Below are 17,746 nucleotides of genomic sequence, written 5' to 3'. Positions count from 1 at the left end.
TTAATTCATAGTGATGCTTTAACGATGGCTTTTGTAACGTTAGGTATGTTGCAGTTGTTCCATGCGTTTAATGTGAAATCTGTTGATAAGTCACTCTTTACAGTAGGATTCTTTAAAAATAAACTGTTTAATTTATCCATACTAGTTTCTGGTTCATTATTAGCGATTGTTGTTCTAGTCCCTGGATTGAATGATGCGTTTAGGGTTAGTCATTTAGATCCACAACAATGGATGCTAACGGTAGGAGCAGCATTCTCTATTATTCCGATGGTAGAGATTGTGAAATTTGGAATTCGTACGTTTAAAAAAAATAAAAAATAGTATATGTAATTAACTAATAGAAGAAGTCCGATTGGGTTTGTAAAGACTCAATAAGACTTCTTCTATTTTGCTTACAAAAACCAAGCATTTATCTTGTGCTTCTTACTAAAATAAAGTAGAATAAGGAATCACTAAATTTGGATCAGTATCCTCATATTTAGGACGTTCATTCGGTAAAAATGTTCGTCAGGGACCTTTAATCTTATGATATACCAGCTTTTCTAGTCATGGAAAGCAAAACAAAGGGAGGATTATCATGACAAATCTTTATATTTTTATTGCACTACTTTTATTTGTAGCAGTCATTTATAGTTTCTGGCGTCTACAGAAGAAACACGTTAAGTTTTCAACACGCGTTTTTATAGCGTTAGGATCAGGGATTGTTTTTGGAGCAATTTTACAAGTACTTTTCGGGGCGACAGGTGAGGTAACAACTGGAGCCATGGAATGGATAAACATTGTTGGGACAGGCTATGTGCGTTTATTGCAAATGCTAATTATGCCGTTAATCTTTGTCTCAATTGTTGGAGCGTTCACAAAAATAGAAGGTACCAAAGATTTAGGGAAAATAAGTGTAACGGTTTTAACAACGTTATTAGCAACAACAGCTATTGCTGCTTTAGTTGGAATTGGAAGTGTTATGCTTTTCAATCTGGATGGAGCTGAATTTGTTCAAGGAGCTGCTGAAACAACTCAAATAGCAGCACTTGATGAACGGAAAGAAGTCGTTGCTGATTTATCATTACCAGCGCAAATAGTGAATTTTATTCCATCAAATGTCTTTGAAGATTTATCCAATAGTCGCTCAACGAGTACAATTGCTGTTGTTATTTTTTCGGCTTTTGTAGGCGTCGCTTACCTTGGAGTAAGTCGAAAGAGTCCGGAAGAAGCAGCTTTCTTTGAAAAAATAATTAAAAGTTTATATGCAATCGTAATGCGCATTGTTACACTTGTCTTAAGATTAACTCCATACGGAGTCTTTGCTTTAATGACAAAAGCATTAGCAACAAGCGATTTTAATGCTTTAGTCAACTTAGGTAAATTTGTATTAGCTTCTTATACGGCTATCATTACAATGTTCTTAATCCACATGCTTATTCTATTAGGGTATAAAGTTAACCCTCTTCAATATTTGAAAAAGACCTGGACCGTTTTAAGCTTTGCTTTCACATCACGTTCAAGTGCTGGAACACTACCTTTAAATATTGAAACCCAAACTAAGGCATTAGGGGTAGATGAAGCGTCAGCAAACTTTGCAGGTACATTTGGTATATCTATTGGACAAAATGGCTGTGCGGGTGTTTATCCGGCTATGCTAGCAGCAATAGTAGCACCATCAGTAGGGATTGATATTTTTAGTCCAGCCTACATCCTAACCATTGTTGCGGTCGTAACGATTAGTTCATTTGGTGTTGCTGGTGTTGGTGGCGGGGCAACTTTTGCAGCGTTAATCGTCTTAGGATCATTAGATTTACCAGTGGCTATCGTTGGGCTAGTTATCTCTGTTGAACCTGTTATTGATATGGCTCGGACATTATTAAATGTTAACGACAGTATTTTAGCGGGGATTATTTCGTCAAAACGCGTGAAACGCTTTGATGAGTCTGTTTTTAATGATGATGAAGCTATCATCAAATCGGATATTTAATAAAAAAAAACACTTTTCTTTTAAAAAAAGAAAAGTGTTTTTTTTATTCAAATTTTTAATTTTTTAATACCATCTATTTAGTCACATTCCTAGAAAAATGAATTCTAAAAACAGCACAAAAGTAGACTAACGCTTCAACTAAACCAGATGTGAATGAGATTAAGATGGTGTGAGCATATTAGTCATTTTTTTTTAAGAAACCATGTATAGTTAAGAAGAAGATTTTAAGTAGGATAACTAGTGAAAACGTGGAATTAAAAAAATAGGAGGATTTGTATGAAGACAGAATTATTTGCAATTGGAGATGTTCATGGTCAAATTACACTCCTTAAAGAAATGTTGACACACTGGGATGAATCTAAACAACAATTATTATTTATTGGTGATCTTGGTGATAGGGGAGAAAATCCGAAGGCCTGTTTTATTTTAGCCAATGAACTAGTAAAGGAAAAAGAAGCTATTTGGATAAAAGGAAATCATGAAGAGATGCTTTTAAATTTTTTAGAGAATCCAGAAGAAAACTATGACGTGTACAAGATGAATGGTGGAATGAAGACGCTTGAAACCTTCCTTCATAGTGGGTTAGCAGACGAGTATTCTCCAACAGAAATAGCTATGTTAATGACAAGTCATTATCCAACTCTGAAAGAAAGTCTAAAAGAGTTGCCGCTGTATTATGAATGGGGAGATTACGTTTTTGTCCATGCAGGTGTTGATTTGTCAAAAAAAGATTGGAGAAAAACCGCTCCAAAAGACTTTGTCTGGATTCGAGAACCTTTTCATTCTATGAAAAATAATACTGGCAAAAAGATCGTTTTCGGTCATACGATTACTCCATCGTTATATGGTGATAACAAAACGTCTAATTTATGGTTAAAAGATAATAAAATTGGGATTGATGGAGGGGCTGTTTACGGGGGTTCGCTACTTGGTGTCGTTTTTAGTAAAACGAAGATGCTTCAGCACTACAAACTTATAAATAATGGATACGTATGGAATGGTAAGAGTTAAAATAAAATAAGTGCTAGGAGAATGAAGATGATAAAATTTAAAGATGTATCTAAAGAATATGTACCAGGAAATCCTGTTGTCTCTAACTTAAATTTAGAAATTAAAGATGGTGAGTTCTTTGTATTAATCGGTCCTAGTGGATGCGGAAAAACAACGATGTTGAAAATGATTAATCGATTGATTTCGCTAAGTTCTGGATTTATCTATGTCCGTGATAAGCCTATAAGTGAGTACAATATTCAAGAATTACGCTGGAATATGGGATATGTACTACAGCAGATTGCCTTATTTCCGAATATGACGGTTGAAGAAAACATTACTACTGTACCAGAAATGAAAAAATGGTCAAAAACTGAAATGCACGATCGTGTGACAGAGTTGCTTGAAAGTGTAGGACTAGAAGCAAAAACGTACCGTAATCGAAAAACATCGGAGCTATCGGGAGGAGAACAACAACGGATAGGTGTTTTAAGAGCACTTGCTGCTGATCCTGATATCATTTTGATGGATGAACCGTTTAGTGCATTAGACCCAGTTAGTCGCCATAATCTACAAGAAGATGTAGCAGAAATGCATAAGAAATGGAAAAAAACGATTGTTTTCGTAACGCATGACATGCAAGAAGCAATTTCTCTAGGCAGTCGTATTGCTTTGATGGAAAAAGGGGAAATTGTTCAAATAGGAACGCCAGAGGAAATTGTTAGTCACCCTAAGAATGATTTTGTTAGAAATTTCTTGAAGTCAGGAAATATTGAAACAGCTGAGGTTCAAGTTATTCAAGATATGCTGAATGATGGATTTGTGTTGCCAACAAAATCTGAGGAGCTAATGGAAGTTGTTTTGGGCACAACGCAATCAGTAGATCAACTTATTCTTGCTCTGTCAAAAAACGAAACAGTTTTTATTAAAAATGAACAGAAGATAGTCATAGGGAAAATAACCAATCAACAATTGATGTCTTATCTGGCTGCTACTATTGAAAATAGAGGTGATACCGAATGAATGAATTAATTACTACTTTTCAAAATCGTAAGGAACTACTATGGACAGCTCTAATCGAGCACATTCAACTTTCTTTTATATCGCTATTAATTGCAGTAATGATTGCTATTCCTTTAGCTATATTCTTGACTCATCATAAAAAAATAGCCAGTCCTATTATTCAGATAACGGCAATTTTCCAAACGATTCCTTCGTTGGCTTTACTCGGATTAATGATTCCGTTAGTAGGAATTGGTAAATTACCCGCAGTTATTGCGCTAGTTATCTATGCGTTATTGCCAATACTGAGAAACACGTATACAGGATTGACTGAGATTGATCCTTCACTAGTTGAAGCAGCAGATGCAATGGGCATGGACCGGTTTAGGAAATTAATAAAAGTAGAAATGCCTCTTGCTATGCCAATTATCATGGCAGGAATTAGAAATGCAATGGTATTAATTATTGGGACAGCAACTATTGCCGCCTTAATTGGTGCTGGAGGACTTGGTAGTTTGATCTTATTAGGAATTGATCGAGGCAATAATTATCTAATTTTATTAGGGGCTATCCCGGCAGCCTTACTTGCCGTTGGTTTTGATTTCCTTTTGAGTTATTTTGAAAAAACGTCATTTAGAAAAACGATTATTGTATTAGGAGCCGTAACTGCGATTATGGTGGGGGTTCTAGTTGTTCCGTTATTTACAGGACAAGATAAAGAAATCACAATCGCTGGTAAACTAGGATCAGAGCCAGAAATCATTATGAATATGTATAAAGAACTAATTGAGGACCAAACGGATCTTTCAGTTAATCTAAAACCGAATATGGGGAAAACAACTTTCGTTTTTAATGCTTTAGAATCAGGTGCAATTGATATCTATCCTGAATTCACAGGAACGATATTAGCGACTTTCTTAAATGAAGAAGCAAAATCAACGAGTGAAAAAGAAGTTTATGAACAGGCTCGTGAGGGATTAGCTGAACAGTATGATATGGCTTTACTTGAACCGATGGAGTTTAATAATACCTATACATTAGCGGTAACACCTGAAATAGCTAAAGAATATAATTTAGAAAAAATGTCTGACTTACAAGGTGCTTCAGATAAAGTTAAAGTGGGATTCACACTTGAATTTGCCGATCGTCAAGATGGTTATTTAGGGATTCAGGAACTTTATGGCATTACTTTTGATAACTTAAAGACGATGGAACCCAAGTTACGTTATCAAGCAATTAAAACAGGAGACATTAACCTTTTAGATGCGTATTCAACAGACAGTGAGTTAGAAGAATATGAGTTAGTGGTACTTGAAGACGATAAAGGATTATTCCCACCTTATCAAGGTGCTCCTTTGATGCTAAATAAAACTTTAGAAAAACACCCTGAATTAGAAGAAGTGTTGAATAAATTAAGTGGCAAAGTAACAGATGACGAAATGCGTAAAATGAACTACGAAGTAAATGTAAACAGTAAAGACCCACAAAAAGTAGCACAAGACTTCCTAAAATCAAAAAACCTAATTAAATAAGATGCTGAGCGCTCTGTTTAGTCATGAAAGAAAAATAGGAACGAATAAAGAGGATGCTTTTTATCCTCAAAATTCGTTATCATTTTTCCAAATGACTAGAGCGCAAAGCTCAATTAAATAAGATGCTGAGCGCTCTGTTTAGTTCTGAGAGAAAAATAAAAACGATATAGGGAGTTGGAACGCATCATGTTCCACTCCCTATATTGTTTTAAACCAATAAAAAAGTTATGGTAAATAGACTATCATTAAAGAAACGAGGATCGCAATGAAAATTGGTGTATTATCAGATTTGCACATTGATACAAATAGTAAATATTTACCGGAAAACGAATCCTATGCAAGCTTATTGAGTTATCAAATAAAAAAACAGAAAATAGATTTATTTTTAATTGCTGGAGATATTAGTAGTGATTACCATGAGTCCCAGGCTTTTTTAGATGAATTATCAAAGTTAAGTGGAATTAAACTATTATTTGTTCCAGGAAATCATGATTATTGGTCTAGGATAAATGGTGAAAAAGATACAAAGAAAATATATCGTTTCTTCAAAGAACAACCAGAAAGTATTTTAGAAAAGCCTTATATCATTAATGATGAGTGGGCAGTAGTAGGAAACTCGGGATGGTATGACTATGGATTTGCAGACACAGAACAATACAGCAAGGCTGATTTTCGTAAAATGACACTCCGCGCGGGAACCTGGCAAGATAAGCGATTTTGTGATTGGGGAGAATCTGATGAGTCAGTTACTCAATGGATGTTAAAAAAAATTGAAGAAGATTTAGTGAAAATAGGTGACCGCAAAGTTATTTTGATGACTCATGTTGTAACGCATCCTAAATTTGTTGTTACATTGCCACATAAAATTTACGATTATTTTAATGCCTTTCTAGGAAGCTCTACCTATGAAAGACTCTATGATGATTATCCAAATATTGTTTATAGCATAATGGGGCATGTTCATTTTCGAAAAACATTTTTTGTAGACCAAGTTCAATTTATTTGTGCTTGTTTAGGGGGTAAAAAACATTGGCCAACTAAAAGTGTAAAATCAGAACTACTTAATGCGATGTTTACATTTGAATTACCTGAAAGTGAAGAGGGCTAAAAGCTAAAAAAAGCGACTATTTTTGAATAGGTGCTTTTTTCTTTTTCTAGTTACCAAAAAGAATCAGAACAATTTTGGTTAAAGGTTGAAGATTATGCTAAAATAAGAACGATGAATGGAAATAAGAAAGGAAGAAAAGAATGACAGATACAACAGAAAGTTTAGTGCTAGATTTGTTAAGAAAAGAACTGAAAGCCTATTCGAGTAAACAGCTAGCAACGGTTTTAAATTTATTAGCAGAAGGCAATACAGTGCCTTTTATTGCTCGTTACCGTAAAGAGATGACAGGAACATTAGATGAAGTCCAAATTCGAGAAATCGAAGAACGATACAACTACCTTCAAACGTTGGAGAAGCGTAAAAAAGACGTTATTCGTACAATTGAAGAGCAAGGTAAATTGACACCTGAATTGAAAAAGAGTATCGAATTAGCTGAGAAAATGCAATTAGTGGAAGACTTATACCGTCCTTTCAAACAAAAACGTAGAACGAAAGCAACAATAGCTAAGGAAAGTGGATTGGAGCCGCTAGCAGATTGGCTATTAACTTTTCCTAGTTCAGCTATACATGATGAAGCAACAAAGTATGTAAATGATGAGAAAAAAGTAGAAACAGTTGAGATAGCTTTGGCTGGAGCACATGAAATAATCGCAGAAAGAATGAGCGATGAACCAGTTTACCGGATATGGATAAGAGAATATACGCTTAAAAATGGATTAATAACGACTGGCGTGAAAAAACAAGAGAAAGATGAAAAAGGTGTCTTTGAAATGTACTATGATTACAAAGAACCCATTAACAAATTAGTTTCTCATCGTATATTAGCTATTAATCGTGGAGAAAAAGAAGACATTCTAAAAACGACATTAGTTATAAACGAAGCGGTTATTTTCAACTATTTATTTAAAAAAGTGATAGAAAAAGAAAACTCAACTGCTACCCCGTATATTAAGTCAGCGATTGAGGATAGCTATAAGCGATTTATTGGTCCATCGATTGAACGCGAAATACGTTCAGAACTAACCGAAAAAGCTGATGAACAAGCCATTAATATTTTTGGAGAAAACCTTAGAAATTTACTTTTACAACCGCCTTTAAAAGGAAAAGTAGTCTTAGGACTCGATCCTGCTTATCGTACAGGCTGTAAATTAGCGGTTATTGATCCAACTGGTAAGGTGATGGATATTGATGTTATTTATCCACATAAACCAGCAGGTAACGAAGCTCGTGCTGCTGCAGCAATTAAGTTTAAACAATTAGTTGAAAAGTATGATGTAGAGATGGTTGCCATTGGAAACGGAACGGCAAGTCGAGAATCAGAAACATTTGTGTCTGATAACTTAAAGGAAATTGAACGTCAGGTATTTTACGTGATTGTTAACGAAGCTGGAGCATCAGTATACTCTGCTAGTCCAATTGCTCGTGAAGAATTTCCAGATTTACAAGTTGAACAAAGAAGTGCCGTTAGTATCGCGCGTCGTTTGCAAGATCCACTAGCTGAATTGGTTAAAATAGATCCTAAATCAGTTGGCGTTGGTCAGTACCAGCACGATGTTTCGCAAAAGCATTTAGAAGAACGGTTGGACTTTGTTGTAGAAACAGCTGTTAACCAGGTAGGAGTAAATGTAAATACTGCTAGTGCGCAATTGCTGAAACACGTTGCGGGGTTAAATAAAACAACGGCTAACAATGTGATTGCTTACCGTGAAGAAAACGGACGCTTTGAAAGTCGTGCTCAGTTGAAAAAAGTTCCACGCTTAGGGCCCAAAGCATACGAACAATCTGTTGGCTTTATGCGAATAGTCGATGGGAAAAATGTATTAGATAATACAGGCATTCATCCTGAAACCTATAAACAAGCTAAAGAAATTTTAGAACTAGCAAAAATAGAATTAGAAGATGTAGGCAGTATGAAAGCTAAAAAATCTTTAGAGACACTAGATATGGCTGAGTTGATTCAACTAACAGAGTTGGGTAAGGAAACAGTCAAAGACATGTTAGAAGCTTTGTATACTCCAGGTCGTGACTTACGTGATGAACTGTCAGCTCCATTGTTACGCACAGACGTTTTAAGTATGGAGGACTTACAAGAAGGAATGGAACTAGAAGGAACTGTCCGAAATGTAGTTGATTTTGGCGCGTTTGTGGATATTGGAGTAAAACAAGATGGATTAGTACACATTTCAAAGTTAAGTAAAGGTTTTGTACAGCATCCGACAAACGTAGTAGCTGTTGGAGATGTCGTTACTGTCTGGGTAGAAGAAATTAATGTCAACAAAGGTCGTATTTCTTTAACTATGTTGGCACCTAAAAAGAAAGACTAATAGTAAATAATAAAAGCAAGAAGAGAAGTCAATAAAATGATATCTTTTCTTGTTTTTATTTTTTTTATGGATTAGTCTATACTTTAGTTCATACTATCTAGTAAGGGTGAGGAAATTTTATGAACAGCTATGATTTATTTGAAGAATTAGAATCCAATGCTGATAAAGAGAAAGCTATAAAAATGTCTAAGTATATGAGAAATCAGTTTTCATTTTTAGGAGTGCAGGCTACTACAAGAAAAAAAATAAGCACTGTTTATTTCAAAGAAGCTAAGAAAAAAAAGCTTATTGACTGGCAATTTATTAATGAATGTTGGGATAAACCCTATAGAGAAGCTCAGTATATAGCAACGGATTATTTAAATAAAATGAAAGATTTTCTTGTTTTAGAAGACGTAGCGAGAATTAGGGTATTGATAGAAAATAAATCATGGTGGGATACGGTAGATGGACTTCATAGAGTAATAGGGAGTATCGTTTTCAATTTTCCAGAACTTAATAAAATGATGATCGAATGGAGTCTAGATGAAAGTATCTGGTTAAGAAGAGTAGCTATTAATCATCAGATGTACAGAAAAGATAGGATGAATGTAGAACTTTTAGAAGCAATTATTGTCAATAATTTAGGACAGAATGAATTTTTTATCAATAAGGCCATTGGATGGGTATTAAGAGATTATAGCAAAGTAAATCCAGAATGGGTTGAACAGTTTATTAAAACACATAAAAATAACTTATCGCAACTTAGCATTAGTGAAGGAAGTAAATACATTTAGTTAGTTAAGGAGAAGCCAAGGATAAGAAAAAGAGCGGAGAAAAAGGATTGGAACAAATAGAATTACAAAAATTAGTAGAAGAAATATCAATAGAGTCGTTTGGAAAACCCTTTTTACATGAGGCGACGTTTAATAATCGCTTGCGCACAACTGGTGGAAGGTATCATTTGAAATCACATAATTTAGACTTTAATCTGAAAATTTTAGAAACATTTGGTAAGCTAGAATTTATAAAAGTGATTAAACACGAATTATGCCATTATCATCTGCACCTTGCTAGGAGAGGTTACCAACATAAAGACAGTGATTTTAAACAATTGCTAAAACAAACTGGTGGAACTCGATTTGTGCAGCCTCTTTTAACAGGAGATAAGACAAAAAAAATATGGATTTATCGATGTGAGAAGTGTAAGACAACAATTTATCGACAACGTCGGTTTAATACAAATAGATTTGTTTGTGGAAAATGTAAAGGAAAATTGTTTTTAGAAGATTTTTAAACTAAGTGGGTAATAAAATGGAATAAGAGGTGACTAGATGAATCAAGCGGCTGTTATTCATGAGTTGTTGACTAACGCGTTTCCATTCTATAATAGCAATAAAGAAAAAAAACAAGCTATTGACGAAACAGAAAAACAGTTTCAATTATTAAAAGATTTTGATAAAAAAAGTGATAAAAAGTATAAGGGTTTAAATGGTTCTTTTTTATCTAAATTGAAAACAGATTATACGAGTACGCATCCAGCGTTTGTTGATTGCGAAGGAAACGTTTTCCCTGAATGGAAAGATCAACTAGATCAAGCTATGATTCGGTTAAGAAAACAGACTAAAACAGTATCAGTAACAGATTATGGAGCAATTGGAGATGGAGTAACAGACTGCACAGCAGCTTTTAAAAAGGCTATTTCAACAGGATTCAGATCTGTCATTATCCCTCCAGGAAACTATCGGATAACTGGAATTAAAGTGCCTTCTTATACGGAATTAATTGGAAGTGGAACAGAGCAAACGCAGTTGATTCTTTCTGATTTAGCACCGAAAAGAGCTAGGCTAGTAACAAATTGGCATTATTTAAGAGGAAATAGCCATATTAGAATTGAAGGATTAACGCTAGATTGGAATAATGAGCGTATACCCAAAGGGCAAAGAACAGCATCTGGAGGTACAAGTTCTAGTGGATTAACATTGGCACATGTCCATTTTGCTTTGATTCGAAATGTAACAGTAAAAAATCCAGGACTTCATGGGGTAGACGTGACATCGGCATTTTACAATTATTTAGGAGACGGTAAGCGTTCGCGTTTTGGTAGTCGCTTTGTTTGGGTGGATCAAGTAGAAGCAGTTGGTTTTGGAGATGATGGCATCACAACGCACCATAGTGATGATGTATTGATTTCTAACTGTTTTGTGCATCACCCTAGTGGAAGAGCACATAAAATGGGGTATTCTAATTCGAATGGCATTGAGGTAGATGACGGTTCTCAACATGTGATTTTGGTTAATAACTTAAGTGCCTATTGTTTTGGTGGAATAGAGATTAAAGCACACAAAACGAGTTCGGCTGCTTCAGATACTCAAATAATTGGACATCTATCTTATCATGATAACCGTTCTTATAATTTTAGGCATATCGGGCATCATGCTTTGACTGATGAAGCAAGTCGTTCAGCATTTGGTATTCGGGGGACGTTTCTTGCCTCTTATTTCCCTCAAGATACCACTTTGTATGCGAACTCAAAAAAAAGAGCTCTTGTTATATCTGCTTATCAAAAAGTAGCGATTAACCATTTTTTTGCTCAGGCACAGTCTCAGTTGCCATTTAGCTCCAATAATAAGGCTATTTCTATTCAATACCGAGCAAAAGAAGTTGCCGTGAGAAACATTCAACTTAAAAATTATCCTTCTAATAAAAAAGCAGTCCAAGTGAGTAAAACCACCTCTCATATTCAAGTGAGTTACAAATAAGCCTAGTATAGTCTCAAAAAGATAAGTTGAATTTTTTGAGACTATTTTTCTGTTGCATATTTATCCTCATGGAGGTATAGTGATTAGTGTAAGAAACAGGTTGTTTTTTTACAAATCATTTGAAACGCGGTCGTGGCGGAATGGCAGACGCGCCAGCTTGAGGGGCTGGTCGGGGTATCCCCGGTGGAAGTTCGAGTCTTCTCGGCCGCATAAAAATATAAAGTAGAGCTTGGCTGATAAAATTAGTCGGGTTCTATTTTTTTATTAAATATGTCTAAAATAAAAATGAACTCAGTATAGATAGGAAAGAAATACAAGTTGTTATTGTAATAATGTAAGCGAATACTTAAAATGGAACTATAAGAAAAAAAGGAGCGGTCAAAATTGTATTCAATTCTATTAGTAGATGACGAACAATATATTAGGCAGTCAATTATTGAGTTAGTTCAGTGGGAAAAAAAAGGTTTTTTTATCTTAGGAGAGGCTAGTAATGGGGAAGAAGCCTTAGAAATTATGAGCAAAAATGTACCCGATATCTTAATAACCGACATTCGTATGCCAGTAATGAATGGAATAGAGTTAACTAAAAGAATAAGAGAAAAGCATCCATCGGTCAAGATTGTTTTTTTAAGTGGACATGATGATTTTGATTACGCTGTTAGCGGCATAAAACTAAATATTATTGAGTATTTATTAAAACCAATTTCAATTAAAGATTTGGAAAAAATGCTTGATCAAGTTCGTGAAATATTAATAGAAGAAAAAAGAGAAGCTAATGATTTAAAAAGAATCGAAACAAATTATTTAGAAAACTTCCAAGGGATTAAAATGTCTTTTTTAGTTTCATTAATTACGGATAATTACAAAGAGGTTCCAGAAGAAGAAATTCAAAAATTAGTTGAAACGTATCGACTTAATCTGACGGGTAACCGGAACGTATTATTAAATGTAAATATTGATAAATCAACATTAAATAAAAGTCAATTAGAAAATCATAATCTAGAAATGATGAAATTCTCTTTAGCGAATGTGACACGCAAAATTTCGAGTAAGTATTTAGGTGGAGAGGTCTTTAACTTTACATCGAATATAGTCGTCATGTTATCAGATACGAAAGAAAATATAGACTTGTATAAAGATATTATCGTAAGAGAAATTAGTGAGACTATAAAAAAATTGTTTCATTTCTCAGTAGGAATCGGGGTTAGTGAGGAATACAATTCACTTTCTGATGCGAGGTTATCTTTTCAATCTTCCATCTCAGCTTTAAACTATGGAATGCTTATGAAAAGAAACAAAGAAGTTTATATTTCGGATATTGAAACAAGCGGATTAGAAAAAATGGTCTTTGATGAATCAAATGAAACGAAATTAATTTCGTTAATAAAAATTGCATCAAAAGAAGAGCTACTCGAATTTATTGATGAATTATTTCAGGGGTTGGAGAAAGACAATGAGACTCATCTTCAAATATTTTTAATGGAACTGTACGTTTCTGTTTTGAAAGCGTATAAATCAGTTATTCCGATATACGATACCACTATGCTTCAACGAATCCAGATGATTTCCGATATTCATTATTATCAAGAAATAGAAGAAATTAGAGACTGGTTCAAAGAATTTTGTCTAACCGTTGTAGATAGTATTCATTTACAAAGGAAAAAGAAAACAGATTCATTGGCTAAAAAAAGTTACGATTATTTAGTGAATAATTATAATGATCCAGCTCTTTCGTTAAAATTAGTTAGTAAAAAGATGGCTATTAGTCCAAGTTATTTCAGTTCTCTCTTCAAAAAAGAGAATGGTATTTCCTTTACAAATGCATTAATAAAAATAAGGATGGAAAAGGCTAAAGAGCATTTATTAACAACAGATTGTAAGATAATAGAAGTAGCCTTAGCATCAGGATATACCGATCAACACTATTTTTCCTATTGCTTTAAAAAATACTTTGGAGAATCACCGAATAAAATTCGTGAATCATTCAAGGAGAAAGAGTTACTGGTTTGATTTATTACCAGTGAAGAAGTGATGGGATATGCTTAATTCTTTAAAGCGAATAGGAATTCAATGGAGTAAAAAAATAAAAAGTTTACAAGTTATTCTGGCTCTTTCTCTGAGTGTGTTAACGATTGTCACTATTTTATTGTTTTCAATTTTTTTATCGGTCATATTCAAAGATACATTGGTGAATCACTCTAAAATAACAACTCTTCAAAGTGTTAAACAGTCTAGTATTAGCTTAACCAATGAAATTGAAACTATGAACGGAACTGCATATGGAATCTTAGATGAATTAAAAAGAACTGAACTACAGGTTAATCAGATTTCAGAATTATTGGGAACCAGTTTTCGTTTAAATCGGAACGTGGTTTCCGTAAGTTTATTGGATCAAAAAGGTAAAATAACTCACTATGCACCGTCGCAATACACACCTAAAGAAATGGAAACCGTATTTAATCAAAGATGGTTTCAAAATGAAAGTGAGCGAATAACCGTATCTTCTCCACATGTACAAAATTTATTCGAAAAGAATCATCAATGGGTTTTGTCGATGACTACACCAGTTACGATTCAATCTAAACAGTATACCTTGTTAATTGACTATAATTTTAACTCTTTAGGGAGCTATTTTAATAAAGTTACTATCGGAAAAAGAGGCTATTCTTTTATTTTAGATGACAAAAATGAGTTGATTTATCATCCAAAACAAAGAATCATCCAGACAAATGCTAAGGAGGAGAATCTTACTTTTGTTAAAGATAAAAGTGATGGAGTATATATTACAGAGGATCAAAAAAATACGATAGCCGTAGCAACAATTCCTTCAACAGGTTGGAAAATCATAGGAGTTTCTTATTTAACAGACTCTTTAAATGAAGCTATCGTAGATATTAAAAAAAATACACTATGGATATTTCTAATCGTATTCAGTTTAATTCTAGTAATGAGTATTAGTGTATCTAAATACATTGCGCATCCGATTACTAATATGGTAAAAGTGATGAAGAATGTGAATGAAAATAAATTTGATGTTTATACACATGAAAATAGGTTTACAGAGATTCAGCAATTATCAGGTTCCTATAATCATTTAATTGATCAAGTAAAAGAATTAATGGTTCAAGTAAAAGACGAGCAAGAAGGGTTAAGAAAGAGTGAAATGAATGTTTTACAAGCTCAAATTAATCCTCATTTTTTATACAATACATTAGAATCTATTTTATGGATGTCTGAAAGGGGAAATAATAAAGGAGCTTCTGAGATGGTTGCAGCATTAGGTAAACTGTTGCGTATCTCATTAAATAAAGGCAACCATATGATTCCAATTAGCCAAGAGTTAGCACATGCTCAGAGTTATCTAACCATTCAACAGATTAGATACAAAAATCAATTTCATTATACTATTGAGGCAGATGAATCTATTTTAGTGAATCCGACAATAAAAATAATTATCCAACCATTTTTAGAAAATGCTCTCTATCATGGTATTGAACGGATGATAGATGAAGGGAATATTTCTATAAAAGCAATGGATAAAAAGAATAAAATTTTAATCGAGATAAAAGATGATGGAATTGGGATGAGTTTAGAAGCAATACAAGAGATTGAAAAGGGAATGGATAGTAAAAAGGGTGGAATAGGAATCCGGAATGTACATCAAAGAATCCAAATGTATTTTGGAAAAGAATATGGAGTAGAGATTAAAAGTGAGTTAGATTTAGGTACAACGATTAATATTTGGTTGCCAAAAGCTTAATGAAATAAGGAAGGTTGTTTCTATGGGAAATAAAAAGAAACGAAGAAATCTATTAGTGATTGGATTTTTATTTATAACCCCCTTGCTTTTAGGCTGCGTCAACCAGTCGAAGAGTAAACAGACAATTATGCTAATTCTAGATACTCAAGATTCTTATTACAACCAAATGATTGAAGAAGGTGTGATGGCTGCTATTTCAGATTATAACGATGTTAGTATTTTGAAACGGAGGTTAAAGAATACCAAAGAAAGCTATCAACAAAATGTGTATGTACAAGAAGCTATCGACTTAGGAGTTGATACAATTATTTTTTCTGCTATAAATATAGAAAAAAGTAAGAAAGACTTAGAATTTATTCAAAAAAAAGGGATAAGAGTGATAATGATGGATAGTTTTTTTGAAAATCCTTATAACTTCAACTACATCGGGACGAATAATAAAGAGGCTGGTGAATTAGTTGGCAAAACGTTAGTTGAACTAATTGGAAGTGAGGCTGAAGTTGGAGTTTTAAGCTTTGAAGATGAACCCCTTAGTAGTCAGGAAAAGGAAAAAGAGAAAGCTTTTTATAGGTTTATAGAGGAATTTTCAAGAATAAAGATTATAGAAAAAAAGTTGACGAGGTCTGATAATGAAACGGTGCAGTTATTAACTGAAGAAATGTTAACTAATAATCCTGAAATGGATGGAATAATCGCATTTAATGAATACACAACTATCGGAGCAGGTAGGGCTGTAAAAAATAAAAAAATGCAAAATAAAGTAGCTGTTATTGGATTTGACAGTCAGATAGAGTGCGTAGAATTATTGGAAAACGGAAGTATCCTAGCTCTTATTGTGCAAAACCCTTTTGCGATAGGTTATTTATCTATTCAGTCAGCTCTTAATCCAAGTAATGATGAAAAAATAAACAAACCTATTTTTACTGAAGTAGAGTTGGTAACCCAAAAAACAATGTATCAATCAAAAAAAGAAAGGCTTTTATTTCCTTTCTCTTATCAGGACTAGCAAGAAAAACAAGGATGTATCGAGATATAAAAGTTAGTTCTAATAGATAGAGAAAACTAGAAGCAGTTAATCTGCTCGTTCAAATAAGGTAATACCGTCTCTATCTGTTCTTATTTTTATTTTGGTATGGCTCTCTTTCAATTTTAATTAAAAATAGTATGGAATAAGGACATTAATTTCCTCATATTAGTTGAAAGTGAAATAAGCTAAGTCTTATCGTATAGATTTATTTTATTTCACTTGATGGTTCACTTCTGTTATTATGTTAAAGAAGCACATTATATAGTAAAAGAGGATGAATATGAATTATTTAATAGATATACTTAAAGGAATGGTTATTGGCATTTCAAATATTATACCAGGAGTAAGTGGTGGTACGATGGCTGTTTCACTTGGAATTTACGATCGTATGATTTTTTCGATTAGTCAATTATTCAAGAACTGGAAAGCTAGTTTAAAAACATTATTGCCTATTTTAATTGGTGCTGCATTTGGAGTTGTTGCGTTTACTTATACCATTGAATTTTTATTAAGCAATTACACTCTTCCAACAGCTTTAGCTTTTGTTGGATTGATTCTAGGAGGAGTTCCTGTTTTATGGGTTTCTTTTAAAGCAGGGTTAAAAATGAAGAATGAAAAACTAACAAGCAAGCATCTAATTATTTTCGTTATTATGTTTGTTGTAGTAGCCGTTCTACCAATGTTTCAAGGTTCAGAATCTTCATTTGAAGCTATTGCTGTCACGCCTTTTAGCCTGATGAAATTGTTCTTTATTGGTATTATAGCCTCTGCAACAATGATTGTTCCCGGTATGAGTGGTTCATTAGTCTTAATGATCTTAGGCTATTATTATTCCATCATTAATACAATCACGAGTTTTATTGATGCTTTAAGAGTTGGAGATATGGAAACCTTATTGCCTAATTTTACAGTTTTGTTTACTTTTGGAATAGGTGTATTAATTGGTATATTTTTAATTAGTAAAGTTATTGAGTATTTATTTAAACACTATAGTTCGTTAACTTATAGCGGTATTTTAGGATTAGTATTGGCGTCACCTTTCGCCATTATGTATAATACGAACGCACTAAGTGATTTAAGTACGGCAAAAGGATTGCCATTTGCTTTGATAGGGTTGGTCTTAATGGTTTTATGTTTTATGGGGATTTATCAAATAGGGAAGAAAAAGATTCATTAGACCTTAATCAAAAATAAATAGGTATAAAAAAGTAGAGAAATCTACTTTTTTTTTGTGAAAAGATAACATCGTATCATTTTGAACATGAACAGTATGAAATCACATAGTCCTTTACG

The 17,746-nt window shown here is 33.4% G+C and carries 14 protein-coding genes and 1 tRNA gene; all 15 read left to right on the top strand.

Annotated features, from left to right (window positions below; all coding sequences use genetic code 11):
- Positions 1-321, top strand: a 321-nt coding sequence (locus WBF61_RS08050; protein WP_424255481.1) for a cation transporting ATPase C-terminal domain-containing protein, incomplete at its 5' end; no start/stop codon positions are given.
- 256 nt (positions 322-577) lie between these two features.
- A complete protein-coding gene (locus WBF61_RS08045) occupies positions 578-1,969 on the top strand; it encodes an L-cystine transporter (protein WP_424255479.1) in 1,392 nt (463 codons plus the stop codon).
- Between the two features lie 276 nt (positions 1,970-2,245).
- On the top strand, positions 2,246-2,980 hold the full coding sequence (locus WBF61_RS08040) for a metallophosphoesterase family protein (RefSeq protein WP_424255477.1): 735 nt from the start codon (positions 2,246-2,248) through the stop codon (positions 2,978-2,980).
- A 27-nt stretch (positions 2,981-3,007) separates the two neighbouring features.
- Positions 3,008-3,982 carry an ABC transporter ATP-binding protein gene (locus tag WBF61_RS08035; RefSeq protein ID WP_424255476.1) on the top strand — a complete coding sequence of 325 codons (975 nt, stop codon included), beginning with the start codon at positions 3,008-3,010 and terminating at the stop codon, positions 3,980-3,982.
- Entirely contained in the window at positions 3,979-5,493 is a 1,515-nt protein-coding gene (locus tag WBF61_RS08030; RefSeq protein ID WP_424255474.1) for an ABC transporter permease/substrate-binding protein, read from the top strand. Before WBF61_RS08035 ends, WBF61_RS08030 begins: the two co-directional genes overlap by 4 nt.
- 265 nt (positions 5,494-5,758) lie before the next feature.
- Positions 5,759-6,601, top strand: coding sequence for a metallophosphoesterase (locus WBF61_RS08025; protein ID WP_424255472.1), 843 nt, complete (start codon positions 5,759-5,761; stop codon positions 6,599-6,601).
- A 140-nt stretch (positions 6,602-6,741) separates the two neighbouring features.
- Positions 6,742-8,925, top strand: a complete 2,184-nt coding sequence (locus tag WBF61_RS08020; RefSeq protein ID WP_424255471.1) for a Tex family protein — start codon at positions 6,742-6,744, stop codon at positions 8,923-8,925.
- Between the two features lie 119 nt (positions 8,926-9,044).
- On the top strand, positions 9,045-9,701 hold the full coding sequence (locus WBF61_RS08015; RefSeq protein ID WP_424255469.1) for a DNA alkylation repair protein: 657 nt from the start codon (positions 9,045-9,047) through the stop codon (positions 9,699-9,701).
- A gap of 47 nt (positions 9,702-9,748) precedes the next feature.
- Positions 9,749-10,201: a SprT family protein gene (locus WBF61_RS08010; protein ID WP_424255468.1), complete on the top strand. Its 453-nt coding sequence runs from the start codon at positions 9,749-9,751 to the stop codon at positions 10,199-10,201.
- 37 nt (positions 10,202-10,238) lie between these two features.
- The gene (locus WBF61_RS08005) at positions 10,239-11,666 is read left to right on the top strand and encodes a glycosyl hydrolase family 28-related protein (RefSeq protein ID WP_424255466.1); all 1,428 of its coding nucleotides are present in this window, start codon (positions 10,239-10,241) and stop codon (positions 11,664-11,666) included.
- 126 nt (positions 11,667-11,792) lie between these two features.
- Positions 11,793-11,876: transfer RNA gene (locus WBF61_RS08000), tRNA-Leu, on the top strand.
- Between the two features lie 174 nt (positions 11,877-12,050).
- Entirely contained in the window at positions 12,051-13,676 is a 1,626-nt protein-coding gene (locus WBF61_RS07995; protein ID WP_424255465.1) for a response regulator, read from the top strand.
- A gap of 28 nt (positions 13,677-13,704) precedes the next feature.
- A complete protein-coding gene (locus tag WBF61_RS07990) occupies positions 13,705-15,426 on the top strand; it encodes a cache domain-containing sensor histidine kinase (RefSeq protein WP_424255463.1) in 1,722 nt (573 codons plus the stop codon).
- A gap of 22 nt (positions 15,427-15,448) precedes the next feature.
- Entirely contained in the window at positions 15,449-16,432 is a 984-nt protein-coding gene (locus tag WBF61_RS07985) for a substrate-binding domain-containing protein (protein ID WP_424255461.1), read from the top strand.
- A 301-nt stretch (positions 16,433-16,733) separates the two neighbouring features.
- Positions 16,734-17,630 carry a DUF368 domain-containing protein gene (locus WBF61_RS07980; protein ID WP_424255459.1) on the top strand — a complete coding sequence of 299 codons (897 nt, stop codon included), beginning with the start codon at positions 16,734-16,736 and terminating at the stop codon, positions 17,628-17,630.
- Positions 17,631-17,746 lie beyond the last annotated feature (116 nt).

This window comes from Carnobacterium sp., from assembly GCF_049673005.1.
Lineage (GTDB): Bacteria > Bacillota > Bacilli > Lactobacillales > Carnobacteriaceae > Carnobacterium_A.
This window is presented reverse-complemented; position numbering and strand designations above follow the sequence as displayed.

What these genes read in the sequence shown, in the direction of transcription:
- WBF61_RS08045 (WP_424255479.1), top strand. Translation starts at nt 578, where the DNA reads ATGACAAATCTTTATATTTTTATTGCACTACTTTTATTTGTAGCAGTC.
- WBF61_RS08040 (WP_424255477.1), top strand. Translation starts at nt 2,246, where the DNA reads ATGAAGACAGAATTATTTGCAATTGGAGATGTTCATGGTCAAATTACA.
- WBF61_RS08035 (WP_424255476.1), top strand. Translation starts at nt 3,008, where the DNA reads ATGATAAAATTTAAAGATGTATCTAAAGAATATGTACCAGGAAATCCT.
- WBF61_RS08030 (WP_424255474.1), top strand. Translation starts at nt 3,979, where the DNA reads ATGAATGAATTAATTACTACTTTTCAAAATCGTAAGGAACTACTATGG.
- WBF61_RS08025 (WP_424255472.1), top strand. Translation starts at nt 5,759, where the DNA reads ATGAAAATTGGTGTATTATCAGATTTGCACATTGATACAAATAGTAAA.
- WBF61_RS08020 (WP_424255471.1), top strand. Translation starts at nt 6,742, where the DNA reads ATGACAGATACAACAGAAAGTTTAGTGCTAGATTTGTTAAGAAAAGAA.
- WBF61_RS08015 (WP_424255469.1), top strand. Translation starts at nt 9,045, where the DNA reads ATGAACAGCTATGATTTATTTGAAGAATTAGAATCCAATGCTGATAAA.
- WBF61_RS08005 (WP_424255466.1), top strand. Translation starts at nt 10,239, where the DNA reads ATGAATCAAGCGGCTGTTATTCATGAGTTGTTGACTAACGCGTTTCCA.
- WBF61_RS07990 (WP_424255463.1), top strand. Translation starts at nt 13,705, where the DNA reads ATGCTTAATTCTTTAAAGCGAATAGGAATTCAATGGAGTAAAAAAATA.
- WBF61_RS07985 (WP_424255461.1), top strand. Translation starts at nt 15,449, where the DNA reads ATGGGAAATAAAAAGAAACGAAGAAATCTATTAGTGATTGGATTTTTA.
- WBF61_RS07980 (WP_424255459.1), top strand. Translation starts at nt 16,734, where the DNA reads ATGAATTATTTAATAGATATACTTAAAGGAATGGTTATTGGCATTTCA.